Raw genomic sequence first — 26,989 nt, 5'->3', positions numbered from 1 at the left:
TTCACTTTGCTTTGTGTTGTGGCAGTGCGCGGCCGAGCTGCATCAAACCGGTTTCCAGCGTGATGCCGGCGGTTGCGGCCCAGGCGCGCGCATCCTGCGCTGCCTTGTGGCGAGCGAACGATCCGATCTCGTTGGCCATCAGGTCCAGCAGCTCGACGTCGGCTGCGTGCGAGATCTCGGTGATTAGGTCGCGGATCTCGATGCGAAGGGCGTCGAGTCGCGCGAGCCTGCCTTGGCGGGCATCCGCCAAGGCTTCGTTCGTCTGGATAGGTTTGCGCCGCGCGAGCGGCGCTTCGTCTTTCTGGATCGCTTTTGCGGGCGTCAGCCCGTCGCTGTTCGACTGCATCGAAGTGCCGTTGACGCTCGCCAGTGCGATAGCCGGGCGGTTCTTCGCGTGTTCCCGCTTTCGCGGCAGCGGACGTAGGGTAGAAAGGGCCGGGCGCGAGGTCATTTGGGCGTCTCCAGCGCCATTTCCGACGTCCAGTCGGGGTCGGGCATCGCATACAGCTTGTCGAGCCACTTACGCACGCTGGCAGTCTCCTTGGCTTTCGACATGGTGGGGCTCGTCTCGATGCGGCGGGTGAGGTCGCGCACGGCCCCGCGAATTGCCTGCACGCGGGTTGGATGGGTCGGCATTCCCTCGTGGTATGAGCACGGCGATGCGCCGCCGGCCATCCCGATCGTGTAATCCATGCCGTAGATCCACTCACCTTCCGCAATCAGCGCGACACGAATTTCTGCCGGGCTTCGTCCGGTGCGCTGTTGCTTCGGCGCGGTTACGACGTCTGTCGGCGTATAGACGCCGTGTTCGTTCGCGGTGGCAATTGCATACGCGGTTTTGCGTACCGACGTTGCATCGAGCATATCTGCGAGCGGCTTGAGCGCGATATCTACGGCGTCGATAGTGCCCGGAGAAAGCTTGCCGAATACCGGGTCATGCAGCACGGCCTGCAGTGCCTGCAAAAGCTGCTTTGATTGCTTCTCGCTGATCTTGGTGGGCGCGGTCGGGCGTGCGGGCGTTTGGGCTGGCGCCTGTGCCTCGACAGGCGCGTCTGCGGCCGGCGACGGCTGGGGCGCTGCGTCGAGGTGTTTCTTCGTTACGCGGGCCTTGCCTGACGCAGCGGCCTTCGCCGCGCCTTTCTGCAGCCGGTCCAGTGCCTTGTCTGCCCCATGTTCGCGGATCTGTTCGATCGCGAGCGTGCCGGCGACCGCGCCGTCGCGAACCATCTGGTGCAGTTCGACCGGTGCGCGTTCGAGCAGGCCGACGTCGCGGATTGATTGGTCAGTGACATTCAGGCGCTTGCAGATCGCCGCGAGGGTCATGCCGTGAATGTCGCGAAGCTCGGCAACAGCGGCCGCCAGATCGAGCGGCGACGATCGCTTGCTGTCGTTGCTCAGGTAGCCGTCGATCACCATGTCGGCGCGGTTAACCGTCTTTGCATCACGAACGACGACGGGGATCTTGCCGACGTCCTTGCCGGCCTCGATTGCCTTGCCGGCCGCGAGGTAGCGGTGCTGCCCCTTGTACACGTAAAGCAGATCCTTCCCGTCGACCTTTCGCGCGTAGCAATGCAGCGGCGAGCCCTTGTCGTACCCGTTCTCGACGATCAATGCAGTGAGGTGCGTCACCCACTCGGGGTCAACCGGTCGGATGTTGTCGGCCGGATCATAGTGAAGTTGACCGTAGGGGACCATCCACAGGTCTGCCGACGTTGCGCCCGCTGCGGCTGCGGCAGTCTTCGTGTTCCCGGTCGGGATCGGCGCGGTCAGGTCGAGTTGTTGCGTGCGGTCGTCCATTACGCAACCTCCTCGGCCGTCTGGCTGCGAGCCTTGGAGGGTTTCTTCGCCTTGTTGATCGCCTTCGATGCTGCCAAGCCCGCTGCGCGCTTCGCATCGCGCAGGCGCTTGATAGCGGACGCGCAGTCGCCTTCGCTCGGAATCGAGATCTGCGAGTGGGCGATCTCGGCCCCGTCGAGGATCATGTAAAGCGTATGGACGCTATCGGGCAAGGGGCGGCGGCCCACAACGTACTTGCCGACGAGGATTGGCGTCGAGGGGCGTCGTGCATTCGGGTCGTAGTGGACGATCGTGCGAAGCGACAGGGTGTCGCGACGTTCGAGGTCGACGAGGGGAAGGGGTTTGACTTTGAAACGCGGCATGGTGGTCTCCATGACGCCGGAGGCGCTCGCCCCGGCAGGATCGGGGCGGTTTAGACGGTGACGTGGTACGCGGTCGTCGGTGCGACGACCGGGTCGTCTTGGAACACGTTCACGACGACAAACAGCAAAGCGGCGACGACCGTCCAGCGGAAGATCTTCGACTTCTCAAAGTTGCTTTGACGGGCCGGCTCGGATGGCGTGATACGGGGCGCGTGTTCGTCACGAAGCCATTCGTGGCGATCGGTGGACTGATGGTCGAACATTTTCATGGGCTTCTCCGATGACTGCGCGAACGGCAGCGTTGGAGTCGAATGTTAGGCATTCCTTTGTCAATTTGCAATAGGAATTCCTAACTCTTTCGATGGCATCGCGATTCGTCGTCGTGTTCGGCATGAGGCGAACACAGCGAATCTCTTTGAAAGGTGTTGTATTCTTACGATTAAATACTGTATGTTTATACAGTGATTAAGCGAAAATATTGCCGAGGGGAGGTTGTTGCGGGGCTATGTCAACAGGGGAATTGCGCTGCAAACCGGGCGATGTGGCGATCGTCAGTCGATGCCGGAATCGATCGCGTATCGGTGTGCTAGTGCGGGTCATCGGCCCGCATGGCAGTGAAGACTTCGATTGGGATGTGGAGCTTCTTGGCGGCCCGATCAGAGGTCGCGGAATACGTTCCGGGCAGGTCGGAACGCACCGTAGAGCTGCAGTATTCGACTGGAACCTTACCCCTCTTGTGGGTCAGGGGCATTCAGATCGAGAAGATCACCAGACTGCCGCCCGCGCAGGTCTTCAAACACCTTGAGGGTTTCAAGCAGCGCGACAAACGCTGCAGATGGCAACCCGACCTTATCTGCTTTGGCGAGCGCGTCGACCAGCGCTTGAGCATGTGCGCCTAGCGTCTCCTGTCTCTGTGGGGCGGGTGCATTGGCTCGGCGCTCCATCTGTCCTTCACCGGTGGCAAGCCACCAGGGATCGACGTTCAGGAATTCGGCCGCGAGTAGCAAATTCGCGCCTTCCATTTTTTTCGTCTTACCGCTTAACCAGTCGCTGACCGAGGGCGCTCGCACTCGGCACGCTCGCGCCAGATCCGCAGCCTTTTTCTCGGGCGGCAACTTCATTGCCTGTTCCAGGCGTTCGGCTAGTGTCGTCATTAGGAAAGCCTAACTGAATGGGCATTAGGAATGCCTTGCATTTCGTATAAGGAGCGCCTAACATGACGGCATGAATACGCTCCTGAATCGAGACCCGTACGCGTGCGCCGTGATCGAAGCATTTGGCGGTACGGCTGCAACCGCTCAACTTTGCGAAGTCCGGATGCCGTCCGTATCGGAATGGCGTCGAAACGGCATTCCGCGAGCGCGTCTGTTGTTCTTGAAGCTCGCGCGTCCCGACCTGTTTGCCTCTCTAGATTCACACGACGAGTCGTTGTGAAGCACTCGCTGTTGCGTGACCGCAGCCGTTACGCACCTCATGAGCCAAATCTTAGTTGTGGCTTCGAGTGCGCGACAGGATGAAAGCCACTGTCTACCAATCTCCCCCTATGACCTGCCGATACGACAGTACCGAATGGCTGGACGTCCTCTATACGTCCGTTCGCGACACGCCCGGCGGCGTTGCCGACGCGGCGAACTACCTGACCATCCGACGCGGTAAGAACGTCACGACCGAGTCGCTGCGTCTGCGCCTTCGTGGTGTTGGCGACAGCCGCTTGTCGATGGAAATGTTCGAGCTGTTGATCGAGTGGATGCAGGAAAAGACCGAGGCGAGCGTGCATGCGCTCGACGCGCTGCACGCCCTGAACGCTCGCTTTGGGTTGGTCGCCGAGCATGTCGACGACCACGGGGTAGATGAAGCGCTTGAGCCGGGCACGATGCATCTTGTCTCGACAACCCTGCACCTGCAGGCGCATGTCGGTCGCGTTGCCGACGACGTGACGCGCGCGCTTGAAGATCAGCGGATCGATGACCGCAAGGCCGAGGAGATCATCGCGACGGGGCGAAAGGGACAGCGCTTGTTCCAGAAGCTGATCCACGCGGCCCGCAACCTCGCTAAACGTCGTCGTCGCTGAAATGGAGCGATTCAAGCCTGGCATGGGGTGTTGTCGCGTAGCGCGCGAGCAGGTCGAGTTGTGCTGTGGACACGCGCAACAGCTTGCATGTGCAACGGCCGCGCTCGCCGAACGGTTCGATGTCGCTCCGGATCAGTCCGGCCGGCTCCTCGCCGACCTGATCGCGACGTTTCCAGATCGCATTGGCGTGTTCCTCGCGGAAGCGCAGCGCGTCGGTCGAGTCGACGCGTTCAACGTCACGGCCGCTCGCATGTGTGCGGCACTTTCTACCAAGGCGGAACGTCACGCGTTCCGCGATCAGATCGTCGGCCAGCTCTGCGCGGCCGACCTTTCCGCATTCGACGAACGCATGACCGCTGAGTGGCGTCGACTGCGCGGCAAATAACCGGAGACCGAAGTGAACGTGAACGGAACCAGTAGTGCGTTGCGGCGAGGCGCGTCGCATTACGCCCGCGTGCCGACGAGCCGGCAATGCTATGCGGCCGGGCGCGGTATCTGGCGCAATTTTTCCCACAAGCTCGCGCGGGATATTCGGTTCGCTTTGCTGGCGGGCGGTAAGAGCTAATGGGACGCCGGGCCTGCCACGGGCGCGGCTGAGGGAATTTGAGGATCGGGCCGCGAGTTGCGGCCAAAGCAACTTTTTGAGGGGAGATTTTCGTATGGCGACACTTGACCAGATCATTCAGCAATTGCGCGCGGCGGGGCATCCCGACCTGCCTACCGGCCATCCGGTCGCGGACGGTAAGCATCATCGGTACGGGCCGCGCAAGAAATACTGGTATCAGCTTCGAGAGGTTGTCAGCAAGGGCGCGGTAATCGGCTATGGCGGCACGTTCGGCCATTTTTCGGGCGACGATCCGGGCACCGAACGTTTCGAATGGAGCGGTGCACCGTTGAGCGAGGAAACGCTCGCCGAAACCCGTCGTCGGCAGGAGGTGGCCGAGCGCGAGCAGGCCGAGCGGGAGGCTCGGCAGGCAAAGCTCGCCGCGAACCGGGCGAGCGATCAGTGGAGTCGTGCGGCAGAGCATGGCGAGTCCGCATACCTGGACCGCAAGCACATCACGGCTGAAGGCGTGCGCTTCGATGCGGACGGCACGATATTCGTTCCGATGTATCAGTACGGCGACGACGCTCGTCTCGTCGGCCTGCAGAAGATCACGCAGGACGGCGCGAAGCGCTTCAACAAGGGCATGGAAAAGAAGGGGGCTTCGTATCTGCTCGGCGAGGTCTGCGCAGACGACCAGGTCGTGCTGGTAGCCGAAGGCTACGCAACCGCGCGTGCGATCCGTATGGCGATCGACGACGCGTTCGCAGTCAATATCTGCTTTGACGCGGGCGGCATCCTCCCGGCCGTGCGCTACCTGCGTGCAACGTATCCTGATGTGCACGTGCTGGTCTGCGCCGACGATGACTGGAAGATCGAGCAACGCATGCGCGACTGGCTCGCCGACGAGTTCACGTTCCGTGGCGAGCTGGTGTTTGGTGCCGATCCGGTGCGGATCGAGGCAAAGAACACGTGGTACATGATCGCCGCGTCGCGTCGTCGTGACGACAACGGCGTGCCGTACGTCGAGGTGAGTTACGGTAACGACGTGATGCCGCTTCGTCGCAAGCGCTTCGAGAACACCGGTCTGAAGCGCGCGTACGAGGCGGCAGCGTCGGTCGACGACGTCAGCGTCATCTATCCGGCGTTCGCCAATCGCGGCGAGCGCAAGCTGACCGATTTCAATGACCTGCACGTTGAAGAGGGCTTCGAAGCCGTTGAGGCTCAGATACAGGGCGCAATCCTGCGCGTCATCGCGCCAGCGAATGACGACATCCGACCGGCGGTGATGGCCGTGACGGCCGCAGACGCTGCGCAATCGAAAGCCGCCGCGACGTCCGCTGCCGCGAACCTGTCGGAATGGGACGGGCGCGAGGCAGAGAACGGCGCACACACGTGGGAACAGGATCTCGCGCGGTCGGACAAGGGCACACTGCTGCCGACGCTTGGAAACGTGCACCTGATCCTGTCGAACCACAAGGCATGGCAGGGCGTCATTGAGCAGGACGATTTCGGTGGCCGGGTGATGAAGCGCCGTGCGCCGCCGTTCCCGCAAGGTACGACAGGTGAGTGGACCGACATGGATGATCAACGCTGCGTGCTCTGGTTGTCGCAGCGGTACGGCCTCTCGGTACGCACCGATATCGTGATGAACGCGGTCCTGCTTGTCGCGGACGCAACCCACTTTCATGACGTGAGCGAATATCTCGAAGGGCTGAAATGGGACGGCGTACCGCGCGTGCGCACGATGCCGTCGACATACCTGCGTGTGGCCGATAGCGACTACGTGCAGCTCGCGTTCATGAAGTGGATGATCGCGGCCGTGGCTCGCGTGATGGAGCCGGGCTGCAAGGTCGACAACGTGCTTATCCTCGAAGGCAAGCAGGGGTACCGCAAATCGACGGCGCTGAAGGTGCTGGCCGGTGCGCCGTGGTTCACCGATACGCCGATCCAGATCGGTAACAAGGACACATACGCGGTGCTGGCCGGCAAGTGGGTGATCGAGCTGGCCGAGCTGGACTCGCTGAACAAGGCCGATTCGTCGGCGGTGAAGAGCTTCTTCGCGACGGCCGTCGACCGGTTCCGTAACTTCTACGGCAAGCGGGCGACCGACGTACCGCGCCAATGCGTGTTCGCGGGCTCCGTCAACTTTGACACGTATCTGAAAGACGAATCAGGCAACCGGCGCTATTGGCCGCTGCGTGTCAGTGCTCTCGTCGACATCGACGGCATCGTGGCTGTGCGTGATCAGCTTTGGGCCGAAGCCGTGCACCTATACCGCTCGGGCGTCGTGTGGCACGTGACCGAGCAGGAGCGACCGCTGTTCGAGATCGAGCAGGCTGAGCGCTACGAGGGTGACGTGTACGAGGACAAGATCGCCAAGGCCCTGGAATACGTTGCGCGCACGACGATGGAAGAGATCCTCTCAGACATCCTGAAGCTCGACACGTCGAAATGGACATTGCCGGAACAGCGCCGGATTGGCAAGGCGCTGAAGTCGCTCGGTTGGGTGCGCAAGCGTGAGTCGACGGGTTCGCGCGGATGGTACTACGTGCGCGAGGAGCCGGAGCAGGAACTGGAAGTCGAGCGTGAACTGGTAGCGGCGGGCGATGACGACAGTCCGCTGTGATGGCGTGGCGCGCTGTGCCTGCACGGTAAGCGCGCCACTTGCCCCGCCTTGGCGCGCTGTGGACGTCCCATGTCCCAATGTCCCAAGGCGCGGTCTCGGGCGCGGGTGCAGGGGCGCGACATGCGCGACGTGAGCGGCGCATGTCGCGCATGTCGCAGGCGCGCACCCCTGCAAGCCTTTTCCCTTGGGACATTAAGACATTAGGACGAATAGGAGAGAGTCATGATCGATTTGATGGAGCGGGCAGGCGTTGCAATGAGTGTTCGTGGTCAGTTCACTGATCCTATTGCCGATCCTAAAGTTACTTTGGGCGCACTCGCCTTTGCGAATGATCTCGGTCGGTTGCTGGTCCGGATCAAGGCGGGGCAAGAGACGAAGCCCGCGACGATCCGCAAGGCCACGTTGCTATTTGCGCAGATGATCAGATTGTCGGGTCGGTTTAAGCGCAATCGGTTTACGGGCCTGAATCGTGACGAACGCCGCGATCAGAGGGCAGGACACGAAGTCGAGCGTGCGAAGGTTGATATCGTCGAGCGCTTCGCGTTGCGTCTGCTCGATGAATGGATCAACGATCAATGTGTGCGGTGCGAAGGACGCGGCATTGTGCGTCGAGACGGTCGATATATCTGCCCGGATTGCTCGGGGTCCGGTAAGCGTCCAATCGATGAACCGGCACGAGCGCATGCACTCGGTATCCCACTCGACGAATACCGCCGGCACTGGTCGCGTCGTTTTCACGACATGCATTCGTTGCTCGATCACGTGAATGGATCGGTGTCCGACACAATGCGCCGCCAATTGCGAGAATGAAACATCTTTCATTCCAAGAGTAGATCGCGTAAACTTCGTACATCCTTTACCGCGTCACTGGATATTCGCTGGCACCGCGCGTTAGTCGTGCAAACCTCTCGGGACATAAGAACACATAGTGGAGCCCGTTAGGTCGTGTGGGGGCGTTCGTCCCTACGAAATGAATACCGAAGCCCTGAGTGCGAAAGCCCTCAGGGCTTTTTGCATTGGGGCGCTGAAATGCGAATCGAGTCGACGAGCGCCGGGCCGCGTGAGGTCTGGTTGACGTGGGATGAAGATCGAAGCATGGGGCGCGTGACCGCGCGGTGCTTCGCGTTTGACGATGCGATGGACCGCATTGTGTGGGCGATGGACCGGGCGGGCGACCGCGCGATCGCGGATCTCGCGATCGGGGCGGGCCTGCCTATTTTTTTGAGCAGGCGGGGACCCTATGAGGCCGCCGACACGCGGGGCTGCAGACCCGCGCTTTTTCTCTACTGGCGAGTCTCCATAGGGGGTCATATTCATGCCGACTCAGCAGCAGATCGCCGAGCACCTGGACCTTGATCAGTCAGCCGTTTCGCGGTTCGTCGACAAGGTCCGGCTTGATTATCGTGTGGCGTCGATCGACGAGATCCGCGTCGCGTATATCCGGCATCTTCGCGAGATGGCCGCTGGCCGCTCCAGCGAGACCGGCATCGATCTCGTCGCTGAACGCGCTATGACCGAACGTGTCGATCGCGAGATCAAGCTGCTGACGCTGGCCGAGAAGAGAGGGCAGCTCGTCAATGCGGCGCAGCTCGAACAGGCGTATGGCCTCATGGTCGGCGCATTTCAAACGGAATTGCTGGCGCTGCCCGACAAGCTAGTGCCGGAGCTGTACGCGCTATACGGCATCGAGGTCGATGTCGAATGGCTGAACGAGCATATCTATGGATCCCTTGAGCAGCTTTCTCAATACGACCCAGACAGTCCGCGCAGTGATTCGACGGATCGCGACGCTGCTGCGACCGCCGGAACGGATCGGGACGACGGAGTGGGCGACTAAGCATCGGCGGTTGAGCGCGAAGGCGTCGGCGAGTCCGGGCCGCTACAACGTGAACATTACGCCGTGGGTGATCGGCATGCACGATGCGCTGGACGATCCGGCCGCGCAGAAGGTGGTGTGCATGAAATCCGCGCAGGTTGCGTGGACGGATGGCGTACTGCTGAACTACATCGCGAAGCGGATCGACGTCGATCCGTGCCCGATGATCGTCATGTTCCCGAAAGAGAAAACGGCGAAGAAGTTCAACCTCGAAAAGTTTGAGCCGATGGTCGAGGTGACGCCACGCCTGTCGGCGAAATTACCTGTCCACGCGGCCCGCGACAAAAACAACTTGTGGGATCACAAGACGTTCGCGCGAGGCTTCCTGAAGTTCATCACGTCGAACGCACCGGATGAGGTGAAGTCGACGCCGGCCCCGGTCGTTGCGGTCGAAGAGCCGGACGACGCGAACACGAACGTGCGCGATCAGGGCGACTCGATCACGCTGCTGGAGGAGCGGAACAAGAGCTATTCGGACAGGCGGCGCAAGATGATCTTGGGTGGTACGCCGACCGTCGACGGTCTGTCGCGTATCCAGCAGGCGTACGCGGCTTCTGATCAGCGCGTCTATCTGGTTCCGTGCCCCGATTGCAACGAGGAGCATGAGCTGGCGTGGGAGAACGTGACCTGGAGTGAAGACGCCGAGGTCGCGCATGAAGTCTACGGCCGAGCGCGACCAGAGTCGGCCCGTTATACCTGTCCGCATTGCGGGACATTGTGGGACGACGCGATGCGCATTCGCGCTGTCCGTCGCGGGCGGTGGGTCGCGACGGCGCCGTTTCACGGTGTGGCCGGCTTTCGTATCAACGAGCTGGTTTCGCCTTTCCCAGGCTCAAACATGGTCGCGCTGGTGAAGAAGTGGCTGACGGCCGACAAGGCGCTGCGCGAAGGCGACGATACGAAGATGCGTTCGTTCGTGAACAACTCGCAGGGACGGCCGTACAAGTACAAGAGCGAACTGCCGGAGCTGGACGTGCTCGCCGAACGTGCGTTGCCGTACACGGAGCTGATGGTGCCGGCTGGCGGTCTGCTGTTGACGCTGGGCGTCGACGTGCAGCACGACCGTCTCGCGATCATTCTGCGCGCATGGGGACGGGGTGAGGAGAGCTGGCTTGTCGTGTGGGGCGAGATCCACGGCAACGTGCTCGAACAGCAGCAAGATGCGTTGACGGGTGGGGTATGGGGTGTGCTGACGACACTCCTGACGCACGCGTACCGGCATGAGAACGGTGGGCTGTTGCGCGTGCGTGCTACGTCGATCGACTCGTCGGATGGCTCGACGTCGGACGCCGTATACAAGTATGTGCGCGCGGCGCAGCAGGCCGGCCATCACGTGATGGCCGTCAAGGGCAGCAGCAACGCCGATGCCGAGATCTTCAGCGTGCCAAAGGCGTCGATAGATTCGACGCGCAACAACAGCAAGGCGGCGAAGTACGGTCTGCGCCCCTACATGGTCGGGGTGAGCAAGGCAAAGGATCTGATCCTCGAAAATCGGCTGAAGCTTGAGGGCGACGGGCCGGGCCGCATGCACTGGTATCGCGAAGTTCGCGGTGACTATCTGACGCAGCTCACCGCTGAGGTGAAGGTTCCGGGTCCGCGAGGTGGTAAGCGCGTGTGGAAGAAGATCGGACCGCGAAATGAGGCGCTCGACTGCGAGGGGTACGCGCTTCACGCGGCCCGCAGCGTCAAGGTGCACCTGATGACCGAGGCGCACTGGCAGGTCGAGCAGCATCGCGTCTCGCAGGTCTCGCTGTTCGACGCGGTTCCCGTGCTGGACGTGCTGCCTTCGGCGTTGCCTGTCGAGGCACTGCCCGATCCGCCCGGTGAACCGGAAGTTGTAGAGGCACCGCGGCCGTCGCCGCCGGTAGCAAAACCCGCCGAAACCCCGCCCCCGAGCGGGGTTTCGCGCATTCAGGGGCGTCGCGTCGGAAGGTCGACCTATCTGACGCGCCGCTAGGAGGTGTTCATGGGATACAAAAAAGAGGATCTGGAGCGCATCCAGTCCGCGATCGCGAAGGGCGAACTGGAGGTGCAGTACGCCGACCGGCGCGTGAAGTATCGCTCGATCGCCGAGCTGCGCGAGGCGCGCACCGAGATCATTCGAGACCTGAACGGGGCTGCCGGACGCTCGTCGATCGTCCGGATTCGTCACGCTGGCAAGGGGGTGCGATGAAGCGCGGTTATCCGTCGCTCGCGCAGCGTGGGTTCGTGGTGCCGACGCGGCTGAAGGCGGCGGCCTACGAATCGGCGAGCACGGTCGGGGCGCGTGCGAAGTCGTGGCGGGCATCGGGCGCCGGACCGAATGCGGCGGCGGTGCAAAACCTGCCGCTGATGCGTTCTCGCGCTCGCGACGCGATCCGTAACGACCCGTGGGCAAAAACGGCGATCGCGCGACTCGTCTCGAACACGATCGGCAACGGCATCCAAGCGCATCCGCAGCATCCGAACGATGCGGTTCGCAAGATGCAAAAGCAACTTTGGGAGGACAGCGGGCAGGAGATCGACGCAGACGAGCTGTTCGACATCGCCGGGGTGCAGACGCTCGCCGCGCGTTCGTTTTTCAGCGACGGCGAGGTGCTTGTGCGTCGACGGCTGCGCAGTCCGCGCGACGGCTTGGCCGTGCCGATGCAAATCCAGCTTCTCGAAGGCGACCTGCTGCCGATGGAGAAGAACGAGATCGTACCGGGCGGGGAGATCGTCAACGGCGTTGAGTTCGATTCGGACGGTCGGCGGGTTGCGTACCACCTCCTGCAGCGGCATCCCGGCGAGTACGGCCGTGCGTCGGTCGCAAACATGCAGACGGTTCGCGTACCGGCCGATGAGATCGCGCACGTTTTTCTCGCGCTTCGGCCCGGCCAGGTGCGGGGCGTCCCCGAGCTGTCGACAGTGCTGCTGCGGCTCAAGTCGTTGGACAACTTTGACGACGCGGTGCTGTTCCGGCAGGAGGTCAGCAACCTCTTTGCGGGCTTCATCACGAAGCCGCCTGCCGAACCGGGAATGCCGGGCGATCCGATCACGGGCGGCGCAATGGAATACGACGTCGACGGCTTCTCGCCGGTCGTGTCGCTCGAACCGGGGAGCATGCAGGAACTGGCACCGGGTGAAAGCGTCACGTTTGCGGAGCCGCCGGGCGCCGGGACCGATTACGGGCCGTTTATGCGGCAGCAATTGATGGCGGCGGCAGCATCGGTCGGCATGCCGTACGAAGTCATGACAGGCGATCTGCGCGACGTGAGCGATCGCGTGCTGCGCGTGATCCTGAACGAGTTCAGGCGCTCGGTCGAACAGATCCAGTGGAACGTGTTTATCCACCAGTTCTGCCGGAAGGTTTGGCGATGGTGGGTCGATGCGTGCGCGTTGTCGGGCGCGATGCCGATGCCGGACTACTACCGCAACCGGCGCGACTATCTGCGCGTGCGGTGGGTGCCGCAGGGCTGGCCGTACATCCATCCAGTGCAGGACGTTACTGCAAAGCGGATGGAGATCCGGTCCGGGTTGGCGAGCCGGTCGGGTGCCGTGCTTGCGCGCGGCGATGACCCGGAGCAGGTCGATCGGGAGAACGTGGACGATCTCGCGCGCGAGCGCCGGCTCGGGATTCGATATGACACGCTCGATCCGGTCGACGGAGCGGGCGATCTTTCAAATGGGGATGGCGAATGAAAGGAAAGAAACGCTGGTGGGACATCCGCGCACAGGCGAACGCGGACGGCGGGAAGGCAGTCGAGATCCAGATCTACGGTGACATCGGATTCTGGGGCACCGACGCCGATCTGTTCGCTGCGAAGCTCGATGAGGTAGCGTCGACTGCGACCTCGATCGTCGTCGCGATCAACTCAATGGGCGGTGACGTGTTCGACGCGTTCACGATCTATAACGCGCTGCGTCGGCATGCCGGCAAGGTGACGGGGCGTGTCGACGGCGTTGCCGCGTCGGCTGCGTCGCTGATTCTGATGGCATGCGACACGATCGAGATGCCGTCGAACGCGATGCTGATGATTCACAACCCGCACACGGTCGCAGCCGGCGAGGCGGGAGATCTGCGCAAGCTCGCGGATCTACTCGAAAGCACGTCCGACAACATGCTGGCGGCGTATGTCGAGCGCAGCGGCCGGACCGACGATGAGGTCCGCGCGATTATGGACGCCGAGACCTGGCTGACGGCAGCACAAGCGAAGGAGCAAGGTTTTTGCGACGCGATTGCCGATCCGATCCGCATCGCGGCTTACGCGGGCGCAGCGCGGCTCGCTGCACGCTTCTCGGCTGTCCCTGCCGAGATCCGGGCGGTGCTGGAGGGCGACGGCGAGGTGCCGCCGGCCGATCCCCAACCCAATCCGCCGGCCGATCCTGCGCCGCAGCCGCAGCCGCAGCCGCCGGCAACACCGGACGTCACGGCGCTGGCGTCGCACGTGTACGCGGCATGTCGTGACGCGCGGATCGAGCACTGCGCCGAAGGCATCGTGCTCGCGACCGGCCTGCGCGATCGCGCGACGGTCGACGCGGCGATCCGCGGTGCACAGGACATCGCGGGTATCTGTTTGGCTGCGAGCCTGACCGAGCTGACGGCCGGCTTCGTCGCGGACGGCCTGACGCCCGATCAGGTACGGGCGCGGCTATTCGAGCGCGTAACGGCCTCGCAGAAGCCGATCAACCATCGTGCTGCACCGGTTGCGTCGCAAGACGCGCCCGTGGTCGCGAATGCGCCGCGCGCGGCGTCCATCTACGCGGCTCGCAAGAGCGGCAAGTAACTTTGACGTAACCCGAGGAGGGGAAAACTCATGTCGAACTGGAAAGTACAGGCCACTCTGCCGGCCGAATTTCTCGTGTCGGAAGGCAACGGGCAGATCTCGCGCGAACACATCATCGTCAAGGCCGGTCCGGCGCTGCCAGCCGGGCAAGTGCTCGGCGTGACGAGTACCGGCGAGTATGCGCCGTACGACAACGCGGCGAACGACGGTTCGGAAGTCGCTGCGGCAATTCTCTACGCCCCGCTGGCGGCGTCCGAGTCGCCACGCCCGGCGACGGGGATCGTCCGGCTCGCCGAGGTCGCGGGCGGGCTGCTGGCCGGGCTGGATGCTGCCGGTCGTGGTGATCTCGCCGAGCGGCACGTCATCGTCCGCTGAACGTAGCAGGCGCCATTCAAGGCCACGCAGAGCGCGTGGCCTTTTTTGTATCCATTTTCATGTCGGAGGTTGTATGGCGGATATCGCCCTGTTTAATGACGATGCGTTCTCGCTGTCGTCCCTGAGTGCTGCGATCAACGAGCAGCCGTACGTTCCTGGCCGGATCGGCACGCTCGGGCTGTTCGAAGAGGACGGCATCACGACGACGACGATCCAGATCGAGCGCGACGGCGACACGCTGTCGCTCGTTGCGGCTGGCGAGCGCGGGTCGCCGGCCGCCGTCGTCGGCGGCAGCAAGCGCAAGATGATCCCGTTCAATACGGTGCACCTGCCGCAACGCGCGACCATCAAGGCTGACGAGATCCAGAATCTGCGCGCGTTCGGTTCGGAAACCGAGCTGGAGGCGCTGCAGACTGTCGTGAATCGCCGGCTCGCGAAGATGCGTCGCCAGCTCGACGCCACGCACGAATTCCATCGCATCGGTGCGATCAAGGGCGCGGTGCTGGACGCGGACGGCAAGACGGTACTGATCGACCTGCTGCAGTACTTCGGCATCGAGCAGACGGTGATCTCCTTTGAGCTGGGCAAGGCCGACACGGAGATCCGTGTGAAGTGCGTCGAGGTGCAGGACGCGATCGAGGATGCCCTTGGCGCGACGACGTACACCGGCGTGCGCGTGCTCTGTGGTCGCGCGTTCTGGAACAAGCTGATCGTCGCGAAGACGGTCAAGGAAACGTATCTGGCGACTGCAATGGCGGCGTCGCTGCGCGGCGACGCACGTGATGCGTTCGACTTCGGCGGTTGCACGTTCGAGCGATATCGTGGCCGCGTCGGTGACATCGGCTATGTGGCGGACGACGAGGCGCATGCGATTCCCGAAGGCGTTCCGGATCTGTTCATCACGCGCTTCGCGCCGGCCGACTACGTCGAGGCGGTCAACACGACCGGTCTGCCGTACTACGCGAAGCAGGAGCTGATGGACTTCGGCAAGGGCGTTGAGATCGAAGCGCAGTCGAATCCGATCCACCTGTGCACGCGCCCGAAGGCGCTGATCAAGCTGAAGGCGTGACATGGCGTTCCGGGATCTGATGGCCGACGTCGACACGGCCGTGAAGCGAGACCTGTCAGACGAAGTGACGATCGACGGCAAGCCGCTGCTGGGCATGTTCAAGGCACCTTGGCTCGGCCCGGATCTCGGGACGCAACGCACGCAGCTCGTTGCGCCGATCCTCGACATCACCGACGACGACGCGGCCCGTGTGTCCGTGGGCAGCATCGTCGTCGCGGGTGGCGAGCGCTTCCGTGTCTTCGAGATCCACCCGACCGGCACGGGCTGGACTGTCCTGATTCTGAGGTGACGATGGATCTGCTGAAGGTCGAGATCGATGTGAAGGGGGCGCTCGAAGCGCTCGCGGGCCTGCCGCCTGCTGCGATGCAGGCGGCATGGCGTCGGACGCTGCGCAAGACGGGCGCGTGGATTCGAAGTCAGACGGCGAAGGAGGTCGGCAGCGCGACGGGCATCCAGCAGAAGCTGTTGCGGCAACGCATGTACTTCTTCATGCGGTCGGCCGATACCGGGAAGGTGTGGCTCGGGCTGAATCCGATCGAGGCGCACCGACTCGGTTCGGTCCGGCGCACGAAGAAGGGCATCCGGGCCGGCAAATCGGTGTTCGAAAGTGCGTGGCGCAAGACGAAGGTACAGCCGGACGGTCCGATCTACCGGCGGACTGGCAAGGCGCGAACGCCGTTCGAGGTCGTGACGGTCGAGTGGTCGCAGACCGGCGATCCGGCATTTCGACGGGCCGCGCGGGCGTGCGAAGCGCGGCTGATGACGGTGCTGCGGCAGGAAGTGAACTACGAGATCCAGAAGGCGGCGAATCGTGCTCGATAACTTGAAACAATTTCATGACGGCATCGAGGCCGGCCTGCGTGCGCGCCTGCCGGATCTCGAACGTATCCATGCGTATCCGAAGATCGGCAAGTCGATCGAGACACCATTCGTCGCGATCGAACTGGCCGAGTTGGAGCCGGGACACGATGACGGAACGGGCCGGGTGCCGCTGATCGCGCGCATGCAGGCGCGTGTGATCGTCGACCCGCTGGTGGACGACGCCGAGCTGCAGGTGCGCGAGCTGTCCGCCCGCGTGCTGCAGGCGGTGCACGGCGAAACGTGGGGCTTGCCGGTTACGCCCGGCAAGCAAATCGGCTCAGCAGGTGAAGATCCGTTCCGGCCCGAGCTGGATACGTATCTCGTCTGGCTCGTCGAATGGGTGCACGAATTTGACCTGGGTGAAGTGTTCGAGCCGCCGACGAAGGGTCGATCGGTGCTGTGGGGCGTCGATCCGGAGACCGGGCCGGGACACGAAGACCGTTACTGGAATCCGGCGGATCAGGGTGCGGGGTGACGTGTGAGCGACTTCGAGCTTGGCGAGATGGATCGCCGCATGGCGTGTCTGACGCAATCGGCCATCGTCGAGGCCGTCACGTACGACCCGCCGCGCGTGAAGGTGCGTGTCGGTGATTGGGTGAGCGACTGGCTGAAATGGCAAGCCGGTGCGGCCGGCAAGGTCAGGCAGTGGCGTCCGCCGTCCGTCGACGAAGAGGTTGCGTTGTGGGCACCGTCCGGGGATCTCGCGGGCGCGTTCGTCGCGCCGGGCTACTACACAGACCAGCATGGAGGCTCGGGCAGGTCGAGCCCGGACGAGACGGCGACGGATTACCCGGACGGCGCATTCGAGCAGTACAACCATGCAAGCCATGAATACGTACTGTCGGTGCCGGCGGGTGGTCGGATCGTGTTTCGCATCGGCGGGACGGAGTTCGAGCTGAAGGCGGACGGCGCAACGTTGCGCAGTGCGAAGCTGCTGGCGGACATTCCGGACTCGACGTTCACGGGTAACACGACGACCGAGCAAATGCTCACGTTCAACGGCGGCATGCAGGGCAAGCCGGGCGAGGGCGGTGGTGTCGCGATGAAGATCGCTGGCAGTGCAGAATATACCGAAGACGTCGTGGCCGGCGGTAAGTCGCTCACGAAGCACAGGCACCGTGAGCAAGGCGACGGCGAGCTGGTTGGCCCGCCAGTGTGAATGTATCAAAGTGACTTTGGACCCCGCCCCGTGCGGGGTTTTTCGTTTGTGGGGGTGGTTATGGCGAAAGACGCACAGCAAGGCGGGGTGACGGCTCCCGTGACGTTCATCGATACGGAGTTCCGCAGTCGCGTGATCGTGTTCCCGGACGGCTCGCACGTTGCCGTGCTGGCTGGCAAAACGGAGGTGACAGAGCCTGAGCATGTCGCGTATCTCGAATCGCGCGAGTGCTTCAAGCGTATTCCGACAAAGGCGCAGTGATGGTCGCGCTGGTCGGTATGTGTCGCCGTACGGGCCGACTGATCGGCGGACTCGATCATCTGGTGCAGAGCATCGCGGACATTCTCAGTACGCGCAAGGGAACCCGCCGCGAGCGCCCCGATTACGGCTCGGATCTCCCTGCGATGGTCGACCTGCCCGTCACGCGCGGATGGATATCGGCCGCGCAGGCCGAAGCCGCACGCGCGATCGGTCGATGGGAGCCGCGCATCGCGCTCGATCGTGTGAACGCGCTGTCTGTCGTGGACGGCAAAGTAACTTTTCGGATCGCCGGGCGCTACAACGGCGATGACGTCGTATTTGAGGTGACGACATGACAGTAATCGATCTGTCGGCGCTTGATCCGCCGGATCTCGTCGAAACGCTCGACTTCGAGGAGGTGTACCAGCGCAAGCTGGAGCACTTCAAGCGCATCTATTCAGATTGGACGGCTGCCCTTGAGTCTGACCCGGTCGTGAAGCTGATTGAGCTGGCCGCATACGACGAGTTGCGGTTTCGTGCGCGCGTGAACGATGTGGGTCGCGCCGTGTTGCTGGCTTATGCCACGGGCGCGGATCAGGAACATCTCGCGGCGCTCTGGAACATCAAGAGGGAGATCGTCGATCCCGGCGATCCGGAAGCGCATCCGCCGATTCCGATGACGTACGAGCGCGACGAGCGGCTGCGATTGCGCACGCAGATGGGGATCGAGCGGTCGTCGACGGCCGGGCCGTTCGGTTCGTATCGGTCGCTTGCGATGGACGCGTCGGCGGACGTCGCCGACGTGCGCGTCGATCGTCCCGAGCCGGGTGTGGTGCGTGTGGTCGTGAAGTCGTATTCGAACGATGGAATCGCGAGTGCGGCATTGCTCGATACGGTGCGCCGTGCGCTATCACCAGAAGATCGCCGACCACTGAACGACGAGCTGCTGGTCGTGCCGGCTCGACCGATCAATTACGCGATCGTTGCTGACGTGTACGTCGGACGCGGGCCGGACCCGGGTGTCGTGCTCGCCGCGCGTCGGCAGGATCTCGATATTGCAGTCGCTGCAGGCGAGGCGCTGCGCGTCGGCATGCCGCAATCGGCCGTCACGGGGGCGTTGCATCCGAAGGCGTCGGGTGTCGTGAGAGTCGATCTGAAGTCACCCGCTGCTGATGTCGTTTGCGCAATCGATCAGTTCGCGCGGTGCACATCGATCGTGCTGAATCCGAAGGTGAACGATGACGACTGAAGCGTTGCTGCCAACGAATCAAACGAGCCTCGAAGCCGCACTCGCGCAGGTGATGCGCCCGAGCGTCGATCCGGATGTGATCCGCACGCTGTGGGATGCGGATCGGTGTCCTGCGGCGTTCCTGCCGTGGCTCGCATGGTCGCTCGCGGTCGACGGATGGGAGCTGGCGGAGTCGGACGACGCGCGACGCGCACTGATCAAGTCGTCTCTCGCGATCTACCAGAAGAAGGGTACGCCGTGGGCGATCCGCGAAATTGTTCGGCGGCTCGGGTTCGGCGAGATCGCCATTCAAGAGGGGCGGCAGATCAAGCGCCGAGACGGCTCGGTGACGCGTGACGGTCGATATCTGCACGGTGGCTCGACCGCGTGGGCCGAGTACATCGTGAAGCTGCAGCGGGCGGTAACGCGGGATCAGGGCGAGAACCTGAAGCGGGCAATCGAGCGCTATGCGCCGGCTCGCAGCCGGCTCGCATGGCTCGACTTTTCTGAGGTCGCGATCCGACACAACGGTGTCGCGACGCGCAATGGTCAATTTACGCGAGGGGTGATCGGTACATGGCCAATCTGAAAGAAGAAAGTAAGTGGGAGGACGGGGTCTATCAGTTCGAGACGTCGGACCCCGTACAGGGCGGCCCTGATGGGGTCGACAACGTGCCGACAAAGCAACTTGCGAATCGGACGCGGCACCTCAAAGACCGTGCAGACGCCAATGACAAGAGGGCGGACGCCAACGACAAACGTGTCGACGCGCTTGGCAAGCAGGTCGACACGCTCGGCACCGACAAATTGCCGCTTACGGGCGGCACATTGAAGGGCGTGCTGAAGGCGAAGGCGGGCGCAATCACGCCAAATAACGCCAATAACGCCGGCTTCGGCTTTGACAGCGATCCGGATACGGGCATGTTCTCGCCGCGAGACGGGTACTTGCAGATCGGTGCGCAGGGGGTTTCGCACTTCGAAGTGCAGGTCAACAACTGCTTCGTCGGGCCAGCAGTTTCGAGTGGTTGGCTCGCGCTGATTTCGGGCGGCGCCGAGCGGATGCGTCTGACTCCGGAGGGGCGTCTGCTGATCGGCACGACGGCTGACAATGGCCGGGACGGTATGCAGGTAGCGTACCGTGCGTCTTTTTCGCAAGGCGTGCGTTCGTCCGGGATGGATCTGGGAGGGTTGGGTGGGCAGTATCGGGCCGCAGGAGCCGACTATGGCGTGATGCTGCGTAACGACGACAGGACTTTCTATCTGCTCCAGACAAGCAAAGGAGATCCATACGGGGCGTGGAATGACTTTCGGCCGTTGTCGTGGGATCTCGAATCCGGGCTGGTGAGGCTCGATGATTCGGGGCGTGGGACGCGATTGGGTGGCGCCGTTGAAGTTGTCGGCGACATTGCGATCAAGCGAGGCGGAGAGGGGCGAATCTTCGCTGGCCAGAATGACGGTTACTTCTACGCGAACGCAGAGACCGTCGGATGGTATTCGGCATCGAAAGGTGCGTTTCAGTACTTCTTCGGCAATCGAACATTTCGCATCGATGGTCAGCCAGTGTGGCATTCGGGCAATCTGACGCCCCTCGATCTGAACCTCGGTGGAACCCTGAAGGGGGCGCTTTGGCTCGCGGCAGGTGCGCGAATTTTCCTGTCTGAAGGTACGCCGCAGAATCCGTCACTTGCATTCGACAAGGATGGCGCACCGGATACCGGCTTCTACCACATCGGTGACGGCGACTTCGGCGTGACGTGTAACGGGTTGGTCAATGTCCGGTTCACGGCCAACAAAGGGACGATCTTTGATCGCGCTGTGCAGGTTCCGACTCCTGCGTCTGGAGATCGGTCGAGCAACGCGGCTTCGACGGCGTTCGTCGTTGACGCAATTGCGTCGGCCTCGATCGGGCAGATCATTTTCGAGGCACGTACTGCGCCGCGTGCCGGTTGTCTCGCGCTGAATGGCGCGGAGTTGAAGCGTGTCGACTATCCGGCTTTGTGGGCATACGCACAGGGAAGCGGTGCGCTGGTCGAAGAAAAGGACTGGACGAACGGCAACTGGGGTTCGTTCTCGACCGGTGACGGTGCGACAACCTTTCGAATTCCCGAGTTTCGCGGTGAGGGAATTCGATGTGCGGACGCGGGGCGTGGTGCCGATTCCGGTCGGCGAGTCGGCACGTGGCAGGACAGTCAAAACCGCTCGCATGCTCACGGCGCATCGGCCGGCGCAGTTGGTGATCACACGCATAACGCTTGGACTGATGCGAACGGATATCACGGGCACGGCGTGAACGATCCCGGCCACGCGCACGCGACACGAATTGGTCGAGTCGGGGTCGTTGGTACGAGCTACGGGCAGGGCACCGGCCCGTATAACTGGGGTCAAGGCGATGACTTTGGATCGTCTGCTTCAGGCACGGGCATCGGGATTGCCGGTGACGGAGCACACGGCCACAGCGTTGGTATCGGTGGTGGCGGTGGCCACTCGCATGCGATCAGCGTCGCGGCAGACGGTGGTGCGGAAGCGCGTATGCGTAACGTCGCCGTGCTTGCCATGATTCGCGCTTTCTAATTAGTGAGGTAGAGCATGCTTTGCAATCAGTACGACAGCCTGACAGGGCAATACATCGTCAGCTTTCTCGCCGATGTTGATCCGATGAATTCCAGCCGCTATCTGGTCCCGGCGTTCTGTACGCTTAAGCCGGTGCCCGAGCGGCCGCCGCGCACGTGGCCGTTCTGGCGTGGTGAAAAATGGGAGATGCTGCCCGACTATCGCGGTGTACGCCTCTATCGCACGGAGTCCGGAGCGACTGCCGAGATCACCGTCGCTGGCGTGACGCCGGAAGACGCTGAGCTGACCGAAGTGCCGCGTCCGTCCGATACGCATGTCTGGCGCGACGGGGCATGGACTGTCGACGAGAAGATCGTCGCAGACAAGGCGCGCGAGTTGGCGATGAATGATTTCTTCGCGCGGCTGGAGAAGGCGCGTCAGCAGAATCTCGGCAAATCGGATGCGCGGGTGACGGGGCGACTGTCGGATCTCGAAGAAGCGACGTTCGACGCGTGGACCGACTATCAGGTCGCGCTCGTACGTGTCGTTGAGTCGCCGAGTTTCCCGGCGGAGATCGCGTGGCCGGCCGAACCCGATCCGGATGCGATTCTCGCGAAGGTCGAGGCCGAGCGTGCCGAGAGAGCGGCGCGTGAAGCGGAGGAGGCTGCGCAGCGTGAGGCCGCTGCGAAGCAAGCTGAAGAGGATCGCGCGGCGGCCGATGCCGCGATGCAGGTGCGCACCGATGAAGCGGCGAAGCCCGATGCGGACACGGCATCGGAGCAACCGAAGGCGTCCACCGTGCCCATCAAAAAGTAACTTTGCCGACGCGGTTCGCGTCGTTTTGTTTCAGGCCGCTCGATGAGCGGCCTTTTTATTTCCGGAGATCCGCATGGCAGCGACTTCCTTTTTTCACGGTATCACGACGACCATCGTCGACAGCGGCCCGCGCACGATTGCGGTGCCGTCGTCGTCGGTCGTTGGCATGGCCGACACCTACACGCCCGGCCCCGATCTGGCGCAGCCGAATGTCCCGGTGCAACTGACGAGCCCCGGCGAGGCGGTCCGAGCGTTCGGCGAGAACAGCGCGATCGCTCGGGCTGCCCGTGCGATCTATGCGCAGAGCAGCGCGGTGGTGATCGCGGTTGGTGTGCCGGCAGCGGCTGATGCTGCGCAGCTCACGTCGGCGATCATCGGGGGTGTGTCGGCCGGCGGCGCACGCACCGGCATGCAGGCACTGCTGGATGCGAAGTCGCGTTTCAATGCGCAACCGCGCTTGCTGATCGCACCTGGGCATACGTCCAAGCAACCGGTCGCGACGGCGGCGGACTCGCTCGCCGGCAAGCTGCGAGCGATCGCCGTGATCGACGGCCCGAACGTCGACGACGAGGCAGCGATTGCCTACGCGAAGAATTTCGGCAGCAAGCGCCTGTACATGGTCGACCCCGGCGCGAAGGCATGGGACAACGCCACGAACGGCGAGATCTCGCTGCCGGCGTCGACGTACACGGCGGGTCTGTTCTGTCAGACCGACGCGAAGATCGGCTTCTGGGCGTCGCCGTCGAACAAGGAGATCGTCGAGATCACGGGCACGGGCCGGCCGATCGAATACCTCGACGGCGACGAGACCTGCCGCGCGAACCTGCTCAACAACGCGAACATCACGACGATCATTCGCGACGGCGGTTATCGCCTCTGGGGGAACCGCACGCTGTCGGCCGATCCGAAATGGAAGTTCGTCACGCGTGTGCGCACGCTCGATATCGTGATGGACGCCGTTCAGGCCGGGCACAAGTGGGCGGTGGACCGTGGCATCACGGCGACGTACGTCAGCGACGTTACCGAGGGCCTGCAGGCGTTCATGCGCGACCTGAAGCGTCAGGGCGCCGTGATCAACTTCGAGGTCTACCCGGACCCGCTGCTGAACACGGCGAGCCAGCTCGAAGACGGCAAGGTGTACTGGAATATTCGCTTCACGGATGTCCCGCCGGCCGAGAACCCGATTTTCCGCTTCGAGGTCACGAACCAGTGGCTGACCGAAGTGCTCGACAACCAGATCTAAGGGAGATGCGATGATTCCGGAAACTCTGCACAACTGCAATGCGTTCGTCGACGGGCGGGGGTACGCTGGCCGCGCGACGAGCATGACGCCGCCGAAACTGAAGATCAAGACGGATGACTTCCGCGCGGGCGGCATGGACGCGACGGTCAAGACCGATCAGGGCATGGAAGCGCTCGATGCGTCGTTCGCAATGTCGACGATGGAATACGAGGTGCTGCGCTTCTTCGGGCTGGTGGATCAGGGGGCGTTCAACGGTGTCTTTCGCGCGGTTTTCATGGACCGTCGCGGCAAGACGAAGAACGTCGCCGTATATCTGCGCGGCATGCTGTACGAAGTCGATCCGGGCGAATGGAAGCCCGGCGAAAAGGTCGACGCGAAGTTCAGCGTGTCGTGCGACTACTACAAGATGGAAGTCGCCGGTGCGATCGTGCACGAGATCGATGTCTTCGCGTGCAAGCGCGTGATCAACGGCGTCGACCAATTCGCGGAGGTCCGCAAGGGTCTCGGCATGTAACCGTCATTCGACGGACACGTAGCAAAGCTACTTTCTTCAATCAATGGCGAGCCGACGGCTCGCCATTTTTCATTTCAGGAACCGCAATGGAAAAGGTCATCGTCAAGCTCGACTATCCGATCAATCTCAACGGCGTCGAATGCGACACCTTCACGATGCGCCGGCCGAAGGTGCGCGATATGCGCGGTGCGCAGAAGCTCGCGCCTAACGATGCCGAGGAACAGGAGCTGATCCTGTTCGCGTCGCTCGCTGATGTTGCGCCGAGCGATCTCGACGCGATGGATATGGCCGATTACGAGCGCGTGCAGGACGCCTATTACTCCTTTCGACCCGTACGCAAAGCTGGACCCAAAAACGCTCAAGGCGCTGGCGAAGCGGCTGGTGCGTGAGTTCGGTATGTCGTCGATGTCGATCGACGAGATGACGGTCGACGACATGCTGTGGTGGTTGACGGATTGAGGGGGCCGGGATGGCGAAAGACTTAGCGCTTGGCATCGTGATCGGCGGGGCCGTGTCGGCGACGTTCGGGAAGGCGATCACCGACACGTCGTCGAAGATCGACGCGATGAAGAAGCGGGCGAACGACTCGCGGCTCTGGCAGCGCCAGATCGGCGAGACGATGCGCCTGCAGGATGAGTTCCGCCGGCTGCAGTCGACGGGCGACAGCGCGGCGGAGGGCATCCGTCGCAAGCTGGATAGCAATCTGAAGTCGTTGCGCGATGCCGGCATCGAGGTCGACCGGCTCGATCGCGCGTATGCGCGGCTCGGCCGGACGACGCGAGGGCTGGATCTGAAGGCGTCCGGGTACGAGCGACTGGCAGCCGGTCAGGAGGCCGGGCGCGGTGTGGTGGGCGACGCCATGAAGCTGACGGCTGCCGTCGCTGTACCGGCGACGATCTCCGCGAACTATCAGGCGATCATTCGCGATATCGCGATCAAGGCGGGCATTGCGCGCACGCAGGAAGAGGCTGCGATGGGCTCGCGTATCCGGCGCGATGCCGGGGCGAACGGTATCGGTCGCAACGAGCTGGCCGACGCCGTCAATCAGATGGTCGCGGGCGGCATGGATCTGAATCGGGCGCTCAACTTCGCGCCGCTGGTCGCGAAGTTCTCGATCGGCCAAGGCGCGACGACGGTCGAGACCGCGAAGATGATCCAAGCGCTGCAGCAAAACGCGGAGATCGTCGACCCGCGCCAGATGGCGAAGGCGCTGGAAGCGATCGCGTATCTCGGCAAGGAAGGGTCGTTCGAATCCGTCGATATGGCGCGATGGTTTCCGGTCCTGCTCGCCGAAATGAAGAAGATCGGTATCACGGGTCAGGATTCCGTCACGCAGCTCGGGGCGATGCTCCAGGTGCAGATGAAAACGGCGGGCAGTTCGGACGAAGCCGCGAACAACCTCAAAAACTGGTTCTCGAAGATCGGCTCGGGCGAGACCGAACGCAACTATGCGAAGGCCGGCGTCGACTATCAGGCGAAGATGCGCGAGGCGATCGGCAAGGGTTGGTCGACGCTGGAGGCGTCGTTCGTGCTCGCACGCGCGTACATCGAGCGCGTCGATCCGGCCAAGGCGAAGCAGCTCGCGACGGCGGCGAAGCAGTTCAATTCGGAGATGGACCCGGCCAAGCGTCAGGCGCAGATGGCTGCATTCGCCGAGACGATGAAGACCGGCGACCTGTTCAACGACATGCAGGTCAAGGCCGCGCTGACCGCATATATGCAGAACGCGGAGCTGTACAGCAACCTGAAGCGCAACGCGCAGCAGGCGAGCGGCGAGATCCAGAAGGATCTGGAGGCCCGTCGTGAGACGTCAAAGCAGATCTGGAGCGAGGTCGGGCAGCGATGGGACGACGCGATGCGCAGCATCGGCGACGCGCTTCGTCCGATTACCGATCGCGTGGGCGATGCTGCGAAGGCGGTCGGTAGCGGCATCCAGTCGACGGCAGACGCTGCCCCGAAAACGACGGCCGCTGTTGTGGGCGTCGCGGGGGCAGTGATCGCCGCTCGTGGGGCAAAGGCACTTTGGAGCATCGGCCGGGGCTTGTTCGACATCGCACGCGGCACGGTGCTCGCGCGTGGCGGCCGAGCGGCTGCGGGGCGATCCGGTGCTCGGGGCGGGGTCGTTGGGCGGGCGCTCGATGCGCTCGGCGGGGCTGCGGGTGCCGCTGGCAGTGTGCAGCGTGTGTTCGTCGTCAACATGCCCGGCGGGGGCGCTGGTGGGGGCGGGCTTGGCGATCTGCTCGGCGGTGGGCGGGCCGGCCGCGCCGCACGTCGTGCTACTGCTCGGGCTGGTCGGATAGGGCGCATCTTCAGCGCTGGCCGGGCGTTGTTCGGCCGTGTTGCGCCGTACGCCGGAAAGCTCGCCGTGGCGGGCACGGTGCTGAAGTTCGGTCTGGCGGCACGCGAGGCGTACGCCGTCGCGTCGAGCACGGACACCAGCAAGCAGAAGGCGAACCGGTTCGCGGGGATCGCGGGCAGCCTTGCCGGTGGCGTGATGGGCGCGAAGGTCGGCGCGATGGTGGGTGCGCTCGGCGGGCCGATCGGATCGGCGGTGCTCGGTGTGATCGGTGGGGCGGTCGGGACGTTTGCCGGCGACAAGCTGTTCAGCGCGATCTCGCGCAAGGTGCTGGACCGCAAGACGGACGACACGCCTGCGAGCGTGGCGGCGATTGCGAAAGCGAAGGCACTCGCGCCAGACGGGGCGGGTGTCGGCGCTCGGCCGGGGCCGCGCATCGAGCAGACCAACACTTTCGCGCCGGTCTTCCACGTGAAGATCGAGGCGAACGACGCCGACATGGCGAGCAAGTTTCTTGCGCAGGTCAGCCCGCAACTGACGCGAATGATGGACGAGCACCAACGCAAGGCGAACAGTCGAACGGCAATGTTCGATGCGCCGCATATGTAAGGGGA

30 protein-coding genes are annotated in these 26,989 nt (G+C 63.2%); 25 read left to right on the top strand and 5 right to left on the bottom strand.

Annotated features, from left to right (window positions below):
* Position 1 precedes the first annotated feature (1 nt).
* The 5 genes from CUJ89_RS13355 to CUJ89_RS13335 form a co-directional block, all read right to left on the bottom strand.
* Entirely contained in the window at positions 2 to 451 is a 450-nt protein-coding gene (locus CUJ89_RS13355; protein ID WP_236654893.1) for a hypothetical protein, read from the bottom strand.
* Positions 448 to 1,797 carry a ParB/RepB/Spo0J family partition protein gene (locus tag CUJ89_RS13350; protein ID WP_114177732.1) on the bottom strand — a complete coding sequence of 450 codons (1,350 nt, stop codon included), beginning with the start codon at positions 1,795 to 1,797 and terminating at the stop codon, positions 448 to 450. The genes CUJ89_RS13355 and CUJ89_RS13350 overlap by 4 nt, the downstream gene beginning before the upstream one ends.
* Positions 1,797 to 2,159, bottom strand: a complete 363-nt coding sequence (locus CUJ89_RS13345; RefSeq protein WP_114178605.1) for a beta-hexosaminidase — start codon at positions 2,157 to 2,159, stop codon at positions 1,797 to 1,799. The genes CUJ89_RS13350 and CUJ89_RS13345 overlap by 1 nt, the downstream gene beginning before the upstream one ends.
* Positions 2,160 to 2,209: 50 nt before the next feature.
* Positions 2,210 to 2,428 (bottom strand): hypothetical protein, encoded by a 219-nt coding sequence (locus tag CUJ89_RS13340; RefSeq protein ID WP_114177731.1) that lies wholly within the window; start codon positions 2,426 to 2,428, stop codon positions 2,210 to 2,212.
* A gap of 456 nt (positions 2,429 to 2,884) precedes the next feature.
* Entirely contained in the window at positions 2,885 to 3,313 is a 429-nt protein-coding gene (locus CUJ89_RS13335; RefSeq protein WP_114177730.1) for a transcriptional regulator, read from the bottom strand.
* A 389-nt stretch (positions 3,314 to 3,702) separates the two neighbouring features.
* Here CUJ89_RS13335 and CUJ89_RS13325 point away from each other — a divergent pair, with 389 nt between their 5' ends.
* From CUJ89_RS13325 to CUJ89_RS13205, 25 genes are all read left to right on the top strand, one after another.
* A complete protein-coding gene (locus CUJ89_RS13325; protein WP_201752311.1) occupies positions 3,703 to 4,230 on the top strand; it encodes a phage regulatory CII family protein in 528 nt (175 codons plus the stop codon).
* Between the two features lies 1 nt (position 4,231).
* Positions 4,232 to 4,615, top strand: a complete 384-nt coding sequence (locus CUJ89_RS38520; RefSeq protein WP_114177727.1) for a hypothetical protein — start codon at positions 4,232 to 4,234, stop codon at positions 4,613 to 4,615.
* A gap of 274 nt (positions 4,616 to 4,889) precedes the next feature.
* A complete protein-coding gene (locus tag CUJ89_RS13315; protein ID WP_114177726.1) occupies positions 4,890 to 7,403 on the top strand; it encodes a VapE domain-containing protein in 2,514 nt (837 codons plus the stop codon).
* Between the two features lie 222 nt (positions 7,404 to 7,625).
* The gene (locus CUJ89_RS13310) at positions 7,626 to 8,213 is read left to right on the top strand and encodes a zinc finger-like domain-containing protein (RefSeq protein ID WP_114177725.1); all 588 of its coding nucleotides are present in this window, start codon (positions 7,626 to 7,628) and stop codon (positions 8,211 to 8,213) included.
* A gap of 505 nt (positions 8,214 to 8,718) precedes the next feature.
* Positions 8,719 to 9,240, top strand: coding sequence for a MarR family transcriptional regulator (locus CUJ89_RS37710; protein WP_152036618.1), 522 nt, complete (start codon positions 8,719 to 8,721; stop codon positions 9,238 to 9,240).
* On the top strand, positions 9,125 to 11,236 hold the full coding sequence (locus tag CUJ89_RS13300; protein ID WP_114177723.1) for a phage terminase large subunit family protein: 2,112 nt from the start codon (positions 9,125 to 9,127) through the stop codon (positions 11,234 to 11,236). Before CUJ89_RS37710 ends, CUJ89_RS13300 begins: the two co-directional genes overlap by 116 nt.
* Before the next feature lie 9 nt (positions 11,237 to 11,245).
* Positions 11,246 to 11,452 (top strand): phage head-tail joining protein, encoded by a 207-nt coding sequence (locus CUJ89_RS13295; protein ID WP_114177722.1) that lies wholly within the window; start codon positions 11,246 to 11,248, stop codon positions 11,450 to 11,452.
* On the top strand, positions 11,449 to 12,939 hold the full coding sequence (locus CUJ89_RS13290) for a phage portal protein (protein WP_114177721.1): 1,491 nt from the start codon (positions 11,449 to 11,451) through the stop codon (positions 12,937 to 12,939). Before CUJ89_RS13295 ends, CUJ89_RS13290 begins: the two co-directional genes overlap by 4 nt.
* On the top strand, positions 12,936 to 14,024 hold the full coding sequence (locus tag CUJ89_RS13285; protein WP_114177720.1) for a head maturation protease, ClpP-related: 1,089 nt from the start codon (positions 12,936 to 12,938) through the stop codon (positions 14,022 to 14,024). Before CUJ89_RS13290 ends, CUJ89_RS13285 begins: the two co-directional genes overlap by 4 nt.
* 30 nt (positions 14,025 to 14,054) lie before the next feature.
* Entirely contained in the window at positions 14,055 to 14,399 is a 345-nt protein-coding gene (locus CUJ89_RS13280) for a head decoration protein (protein ID WP_114177719.1), read from the top strand.
* 73 nt (positions 14,400 to 14,472) lie between these two features.
* Positions 14,473 to 15,468, top strand: coding sequence for a major capsid protein (locus CUJ89_RS13275; RefSeq protein WP_114177718.1), 996 nt, complete (start codon positions 14,473 to 14,475; stop codon positions 15,466 to 15,468).
* Between the two features lies 1 nt (position 15,469).
* Positions 15,470 to 15,757: a hypothetical protein gene (locus CUJ89_RS13270; protein ID WP_114177717.1), complete on the top strand. Its 288-nt coding sequence runs from the start codon at positions 15,470 to 15,472 to the stop codon at positions 15,755 to 15,757.
* Between the two features lie 2 nt (positions 15,758 to 15,759).
* Positions 15,760 to 16,290, top strand: a complete 531-nt coding sequence (locus CUJ89_RS13265; RefSeq protein WP_114177716.1) for a phage tail protein — start codon at positions 15,760 to 15,762, stop codon at positions 16,288 to 16,290.
* Positions 16,280 to 16,804: a hypothetical protein gene (locus CUJ89_RS13260; RefSeq protein ID WP_114177715.1), complete on the top strand. Its 525-nt coding sequence runs from the start codon at positions 16,280 to 16,282 to the stop codon at positions 16,802 to 16,804. Before CUJ89_RS13265 ends, CUJ89_RS13260 begins: the two co-directional genes overlap by 11 nt.
* A 3-nt stretch (positions 16,805 to 16,807) precedes the next feature.
* A complete protein-coding gene (locus CUJ89_RS13255) occupies positions 16,808 to 17,488 on the top strand; it encodes a phage baseplate assembly protein V (RefSeq protein ID WP_114177714.1) in 681 nt (226 codons plus the stop codon).
* A 60-nt stretch (positions 17,489 to 17,548) separates the two neighbouring features.
* On the top strand, positions 17,549 to 17,749 hold the full coding sequence (locus tag CUJ89_RS13250) for a hypothetical protein (RefSeq protein ID WP_114177713.1): 201 nt from the start codon (positions 17,549 to 17,551) through the stop codon (positions 17,747 to 17,749).
* A complete protein-coding gene (locus tag CUJ89_RS13245; protein ID WP_114177712.1) occupies positions 17,749 to 18,084 on the top strand; it encodes a GPW/gp25 family protein in 336 nt (111 codons plus the stop codon). Before CUJ89_RS13250 ends, CUJ89_RS13245 begins: the two co-directional genes overlap by 1 nt.
* Positions 18,081 to 18,977: a baseplate J/gp47 family protein gene (locus CUJ89_RS13240; RefSeq protein ID WP_114177711.1), complete on the top strand. Its 897-nt coding sequence runs from the start codon at positions 18,081 to 18,083 to the stop codon at positions 18,975 to 18,977. The genes CUJ89_RS13245 and CUJ89_RS13240 overlap by 4 nt, the downstream gene beginning before the upstream one ends.
* Positions 18,967 to 19,545: a phage tail protein I gene (locus tag CUJ89_RS13235; RefSeq protein WP_114177710.1), complete on the top strand. Its 579-nt coding sequence runs from the start codon at positions 18,967 to 18,969 to the stop codon at positions 19,543 to 19,545. Before CUJ89_RS13240 ends, CUJ89_RS13235 begins: the two co-directional genes overlap by 11 nt.
* On the top strand, positions 19,533 to 21,527 hold the full coding sequence (locus CUJ89_RS13230) for a phage tail protein (protein ID WP_114177709.1): 1,995 nt from the start codon (positions 19,533 to 19,535) through the stop codon (positions 21,525 to 21,527). The genes CUJ89_RS13235 and CUJ89_RS13230 overlap by 13 nt, the downstream gene beginning before the upstream one ends.
* Positions 21,528 to 21,542: 15 nt before the next feature.
* On the top strand, positions 21,543 to 22,322 hold the full coding sequence (locus CUJ89_RS13225; protein ID WP_114177708.1) for a tail fiber assembly protein: 780 nt from the start codon (positions 21,543 to 21,545) through the stop codon (positions 22,320 to 22,322).
* A gap of 73 nt (positions 22,323 to 22,395) precedes the next feature.
* Positions 22,396 to 23,565 (top strand): phage tail sheath family protein, encoded by a 1,170-nt coding sequence (locus CUJ89_RS13220; RefSeq protein ID WP_114177707.1) that lies wholly within the window; start codon positions 22,396 to 22,398, stop codon positions 23,563 to 23,565.
* Between the two features lie 10 nt (positions 23,566 to 23,575).
* Positions 23,576 to 24,079, top strand: a complete 504-nt coding sequence (locus CUJ89_RS13215; RefSeq protein WP_114177706.1) for a phage major tail tube protein — start codon at positions 23,576 to 23,578, stop codon at positions 24,077 to 24,079.
* Between the two features lie 86 nt (positions 24,080 to 24,165).
* A complete protein-coding gene (locus CUJ89_RS13210) occupies positions 24,166 to 24,468 on the top strand; it encodes a phage tail assembly protein (protein WP_114177705.1) in 303 nt (100 codons plus the stop codon).
* Positions 24,469 to 24,548: 80 nt separating this feature from the next.
* Complete coding sequence (locus tag CUJ89_RS13205; RefSeq protein ID WP_114177704.1) at positions 24,549 to 26,984, top strand: phage tail tape measure protein; 2,436 nt, start codon at positions 24,549 to 24,551, stop codon at positions 26,982 to 26,984.
* Positions 26,985 to 26,989 lie beyond the last annotated feature (5 nt).

This window comes from Burkholderia pyrrocinia, from assembly GCF_003330765.1.
GTDB classification, from domain to species: Bacteria; Pseudomonadota; Gammaproteobacteria; order Burkholderiales; family Burkholderiaceae; genus Burkholderia; species Burkholderia pyrrocinia_B.
The sequence above is the reverse complement of the archived record's forward strand: the minus strand, read 5'-3'. Positions and strand labels throughout refer to the sequence as shown.

What these genes read in the sequence shown, in the direction of transcription:
- CUJ89_RS13295 (WP_114177722.1), top strand. Translation starts at nt 11,246, where the DNA reads ATGGGATACAAAAAAGAGGATCTGGAGCGCATCCAGTCCGCGATCGCG.
- CUJ89_RS13310 (WP_114177725.1), top strand. Translation starts at nt 7,626, where the DNA reads ATGATCGATTTGATGGAGCGGGCAGGCGTTGCAATGAGTGTTCGTGGT.
- CUJ89_RS13265 (WP_114177716.1), top strand. Translation starts at nt 15,760, where the DNA reads ATGGATCTGCTGAAGGTCGAGATCGATGTGAAGGGGGCGCTCGAAGCG.
- CUJ89_RS13215 (WP_114177706.1), top strand. Translation starts at nt 23,576, where the DNA reads ATGATTCCGGAAACTCTGCACAACTGCAATGCGTTCGTCGACGGGCGG.
- CUJ89_RS13285 (WP_114177720.1), top strand. Translation starts at nt 12,936, where the DNA reads ATGAAAGGAAAGAAACGCTGGTGGGACATCCGCGCACAGGCGAACGCG.
- CUJ89_RS13225 (WP_114177708.1), top strand. Translation starts at nt 21,543, where the DNA reads ATGCTTTGCAATCAGTACGACAGCCTGACAGGGCAATACATCGTCAGC.
- CUJ89_RS13250 (WP_114177713.1), top strand. Translation starts at nt 17,549, where the DNA reads ATGGCGAAAGACGCACAGCAAGGCGGGGTGACGGCTCCCGTGACGTTC.
- CUJ89_RS13280 (WP_114177719.1), top strand. Translation starts at nt 14,055, where the DNA reads ATGTCGAACTGGAAAGTACAGGCCACTCTGCCGGCCGAATTTCTCGTG.
- CUJ89_RS13340 (WP_114177731.1), bottom strand. Translation starts at nt 2,428, where the DNA reads ATGAAAATGTTCGACCATCAGTCCACCGATCGCCACGAATGGCTTCGT.
- CUJ89_RS37710 (WP_152036618.1), top strand. Translation starts at nt 8,719, where the DNA reads ATGCCGACTCAGCAGCAGATCGCCGAGCACCTGGACCTTGATCAGTCA.
- CUJ89_RS13335 (WP_114177730.1), bottom strand. Translation starts at nt 3,313, where the DNA reads ATGACGACACTAGCCGAACGCCTGGAACAGGCAATGAAGTTGCCGCCC.
- CUJ89_RS13275 (WP_114177718.1), top strand. Translation starts at nt 14,473, where the DNA reads ATGGCGGATATCGCCCTGTTTAATGACGATGCGTTCTCGCTGTCGTCC.
- CUJ89_RS13345 (WP_114178605.1), bottom strand. Translation starts at nt 2,159, where the DNA reads ATGCCGCGTTTCAAAGTCAAACCCCTTCCCCTCGTCGACCTCGAACGT.
- CUJ89_RS13205 (WP_114177704.1), top strand. Translation starts at nt 24,549, where the DNA reads ATGGCGAAAGACTTAGCGCTTGGCATCGTGATCGGCGGGGCCGTGTCG.
- CUJ89_RS13315 (WP_114177726.1), top strand. Translation starts at nt 4,890, where the DNA reads ATGGCGACACTTGACCAGATCATTCAGCAATTGCGCGCGGCGGGGCAT.
- CUJ89_RS13240 (WP_114177711.1), top strand. Translation starts at nt 18,081, where the DNA reads ATGACAGTAATCGATCTGTCGGCGCTTGATCCGCCGGATCTCGTCGAA.
- CUJ89_RS13235 (WP_114177710.1), top strand. Translation starts at nt 18,967, where the DNA reads ATGACGACTGAAGCGTTGCTGCCAACGAATCAAACGAGCCTCGAAGCC.
- CUJ89_RS13290 (WP_114177721.1), top strand. Translation starts at nt 11,449, where the DNA reads ATGAAGCGCGGTTATCCGTCGCTCGCGCAGCGTGGGTTCGTGGTGCCG.
- CUJ89_RS13210 (WP_114177705.1), top strand. Translation starts at nt 24,166, where the DNA reads ATGGAAAAGGTCATCGTCAAGCTCGACTATCCGATCAATCTCAACGGC.
- CUJ89_RS13245 (WP_114177712.1), top strand. Translation starts at nt 17,749, where the DNA reads ATGGTCGCGCTGGTCGGTATGTGTCGCCGTACGGGCCGACTGATCGGC.
- CUJ89_RS13300 (WP_114177723.1), top strand. Translation starts at nt 9,125, where the DNA reads ATGGATCCCTTGAGCAGCTTTCTCAATACGACCCAGACAGTCCGCGCA.
- CUJ89_RS13325 (WP_201752311.1), top strand. Translation starts at nt 3,703, where the DNA reads ATGACCTGCCGATACGACAGTACCGAATGGCTGGACGTCCTCTATACG.
- CUJ89_RS13270 (WP_114177717.1), top strand. Translation starts at nt 15,470, where the DNA reads ATGGCGTTCCGGGATCTGATGGCCGACGTCGACACGGCCGTGAAGCGA.
- CUJ89_RS13220 (WP_114177707.1), top strand. Translation starts at nt 22,396, where the DNA reads ATGGCAGCGACTTCCTTTTTTCACGGTATCACGACGACCATCGTCGAC.
- CUJ89_RS38520 (WP_114177727.1), top strand. Translation starts at nt 4,232, where the DNA reads ATGGAGCGATTCAAGCCTGGCATGGGGTGTTGTCGCGTAGCGCGCGAG.
- CUJ89_RS13350 (WP_114177732.1), bottom strand. Translation starts at nt 1,797, where the DNA reads ATGGACGACCGCACGCAACAACTCGACCTGACCGCGCCGATCCCGACC.
- CUJ89_RS13230 (WP_114177709.1), top strand. Translation starts at nt 19,533, where the DNA reads ATGGCCAATCTGAAAGAAGAAAGTAAGTGGGAGGACGGGGTCTATCAG.
- CUJ89_RS13355 (WP_236654893.1), bottom strand. Translation starts at nt 451, where the DNA reads ATGACCTCGCGCCCGGCCCTTTCTACCCTACGTCCGCTGCCGCGAAAG.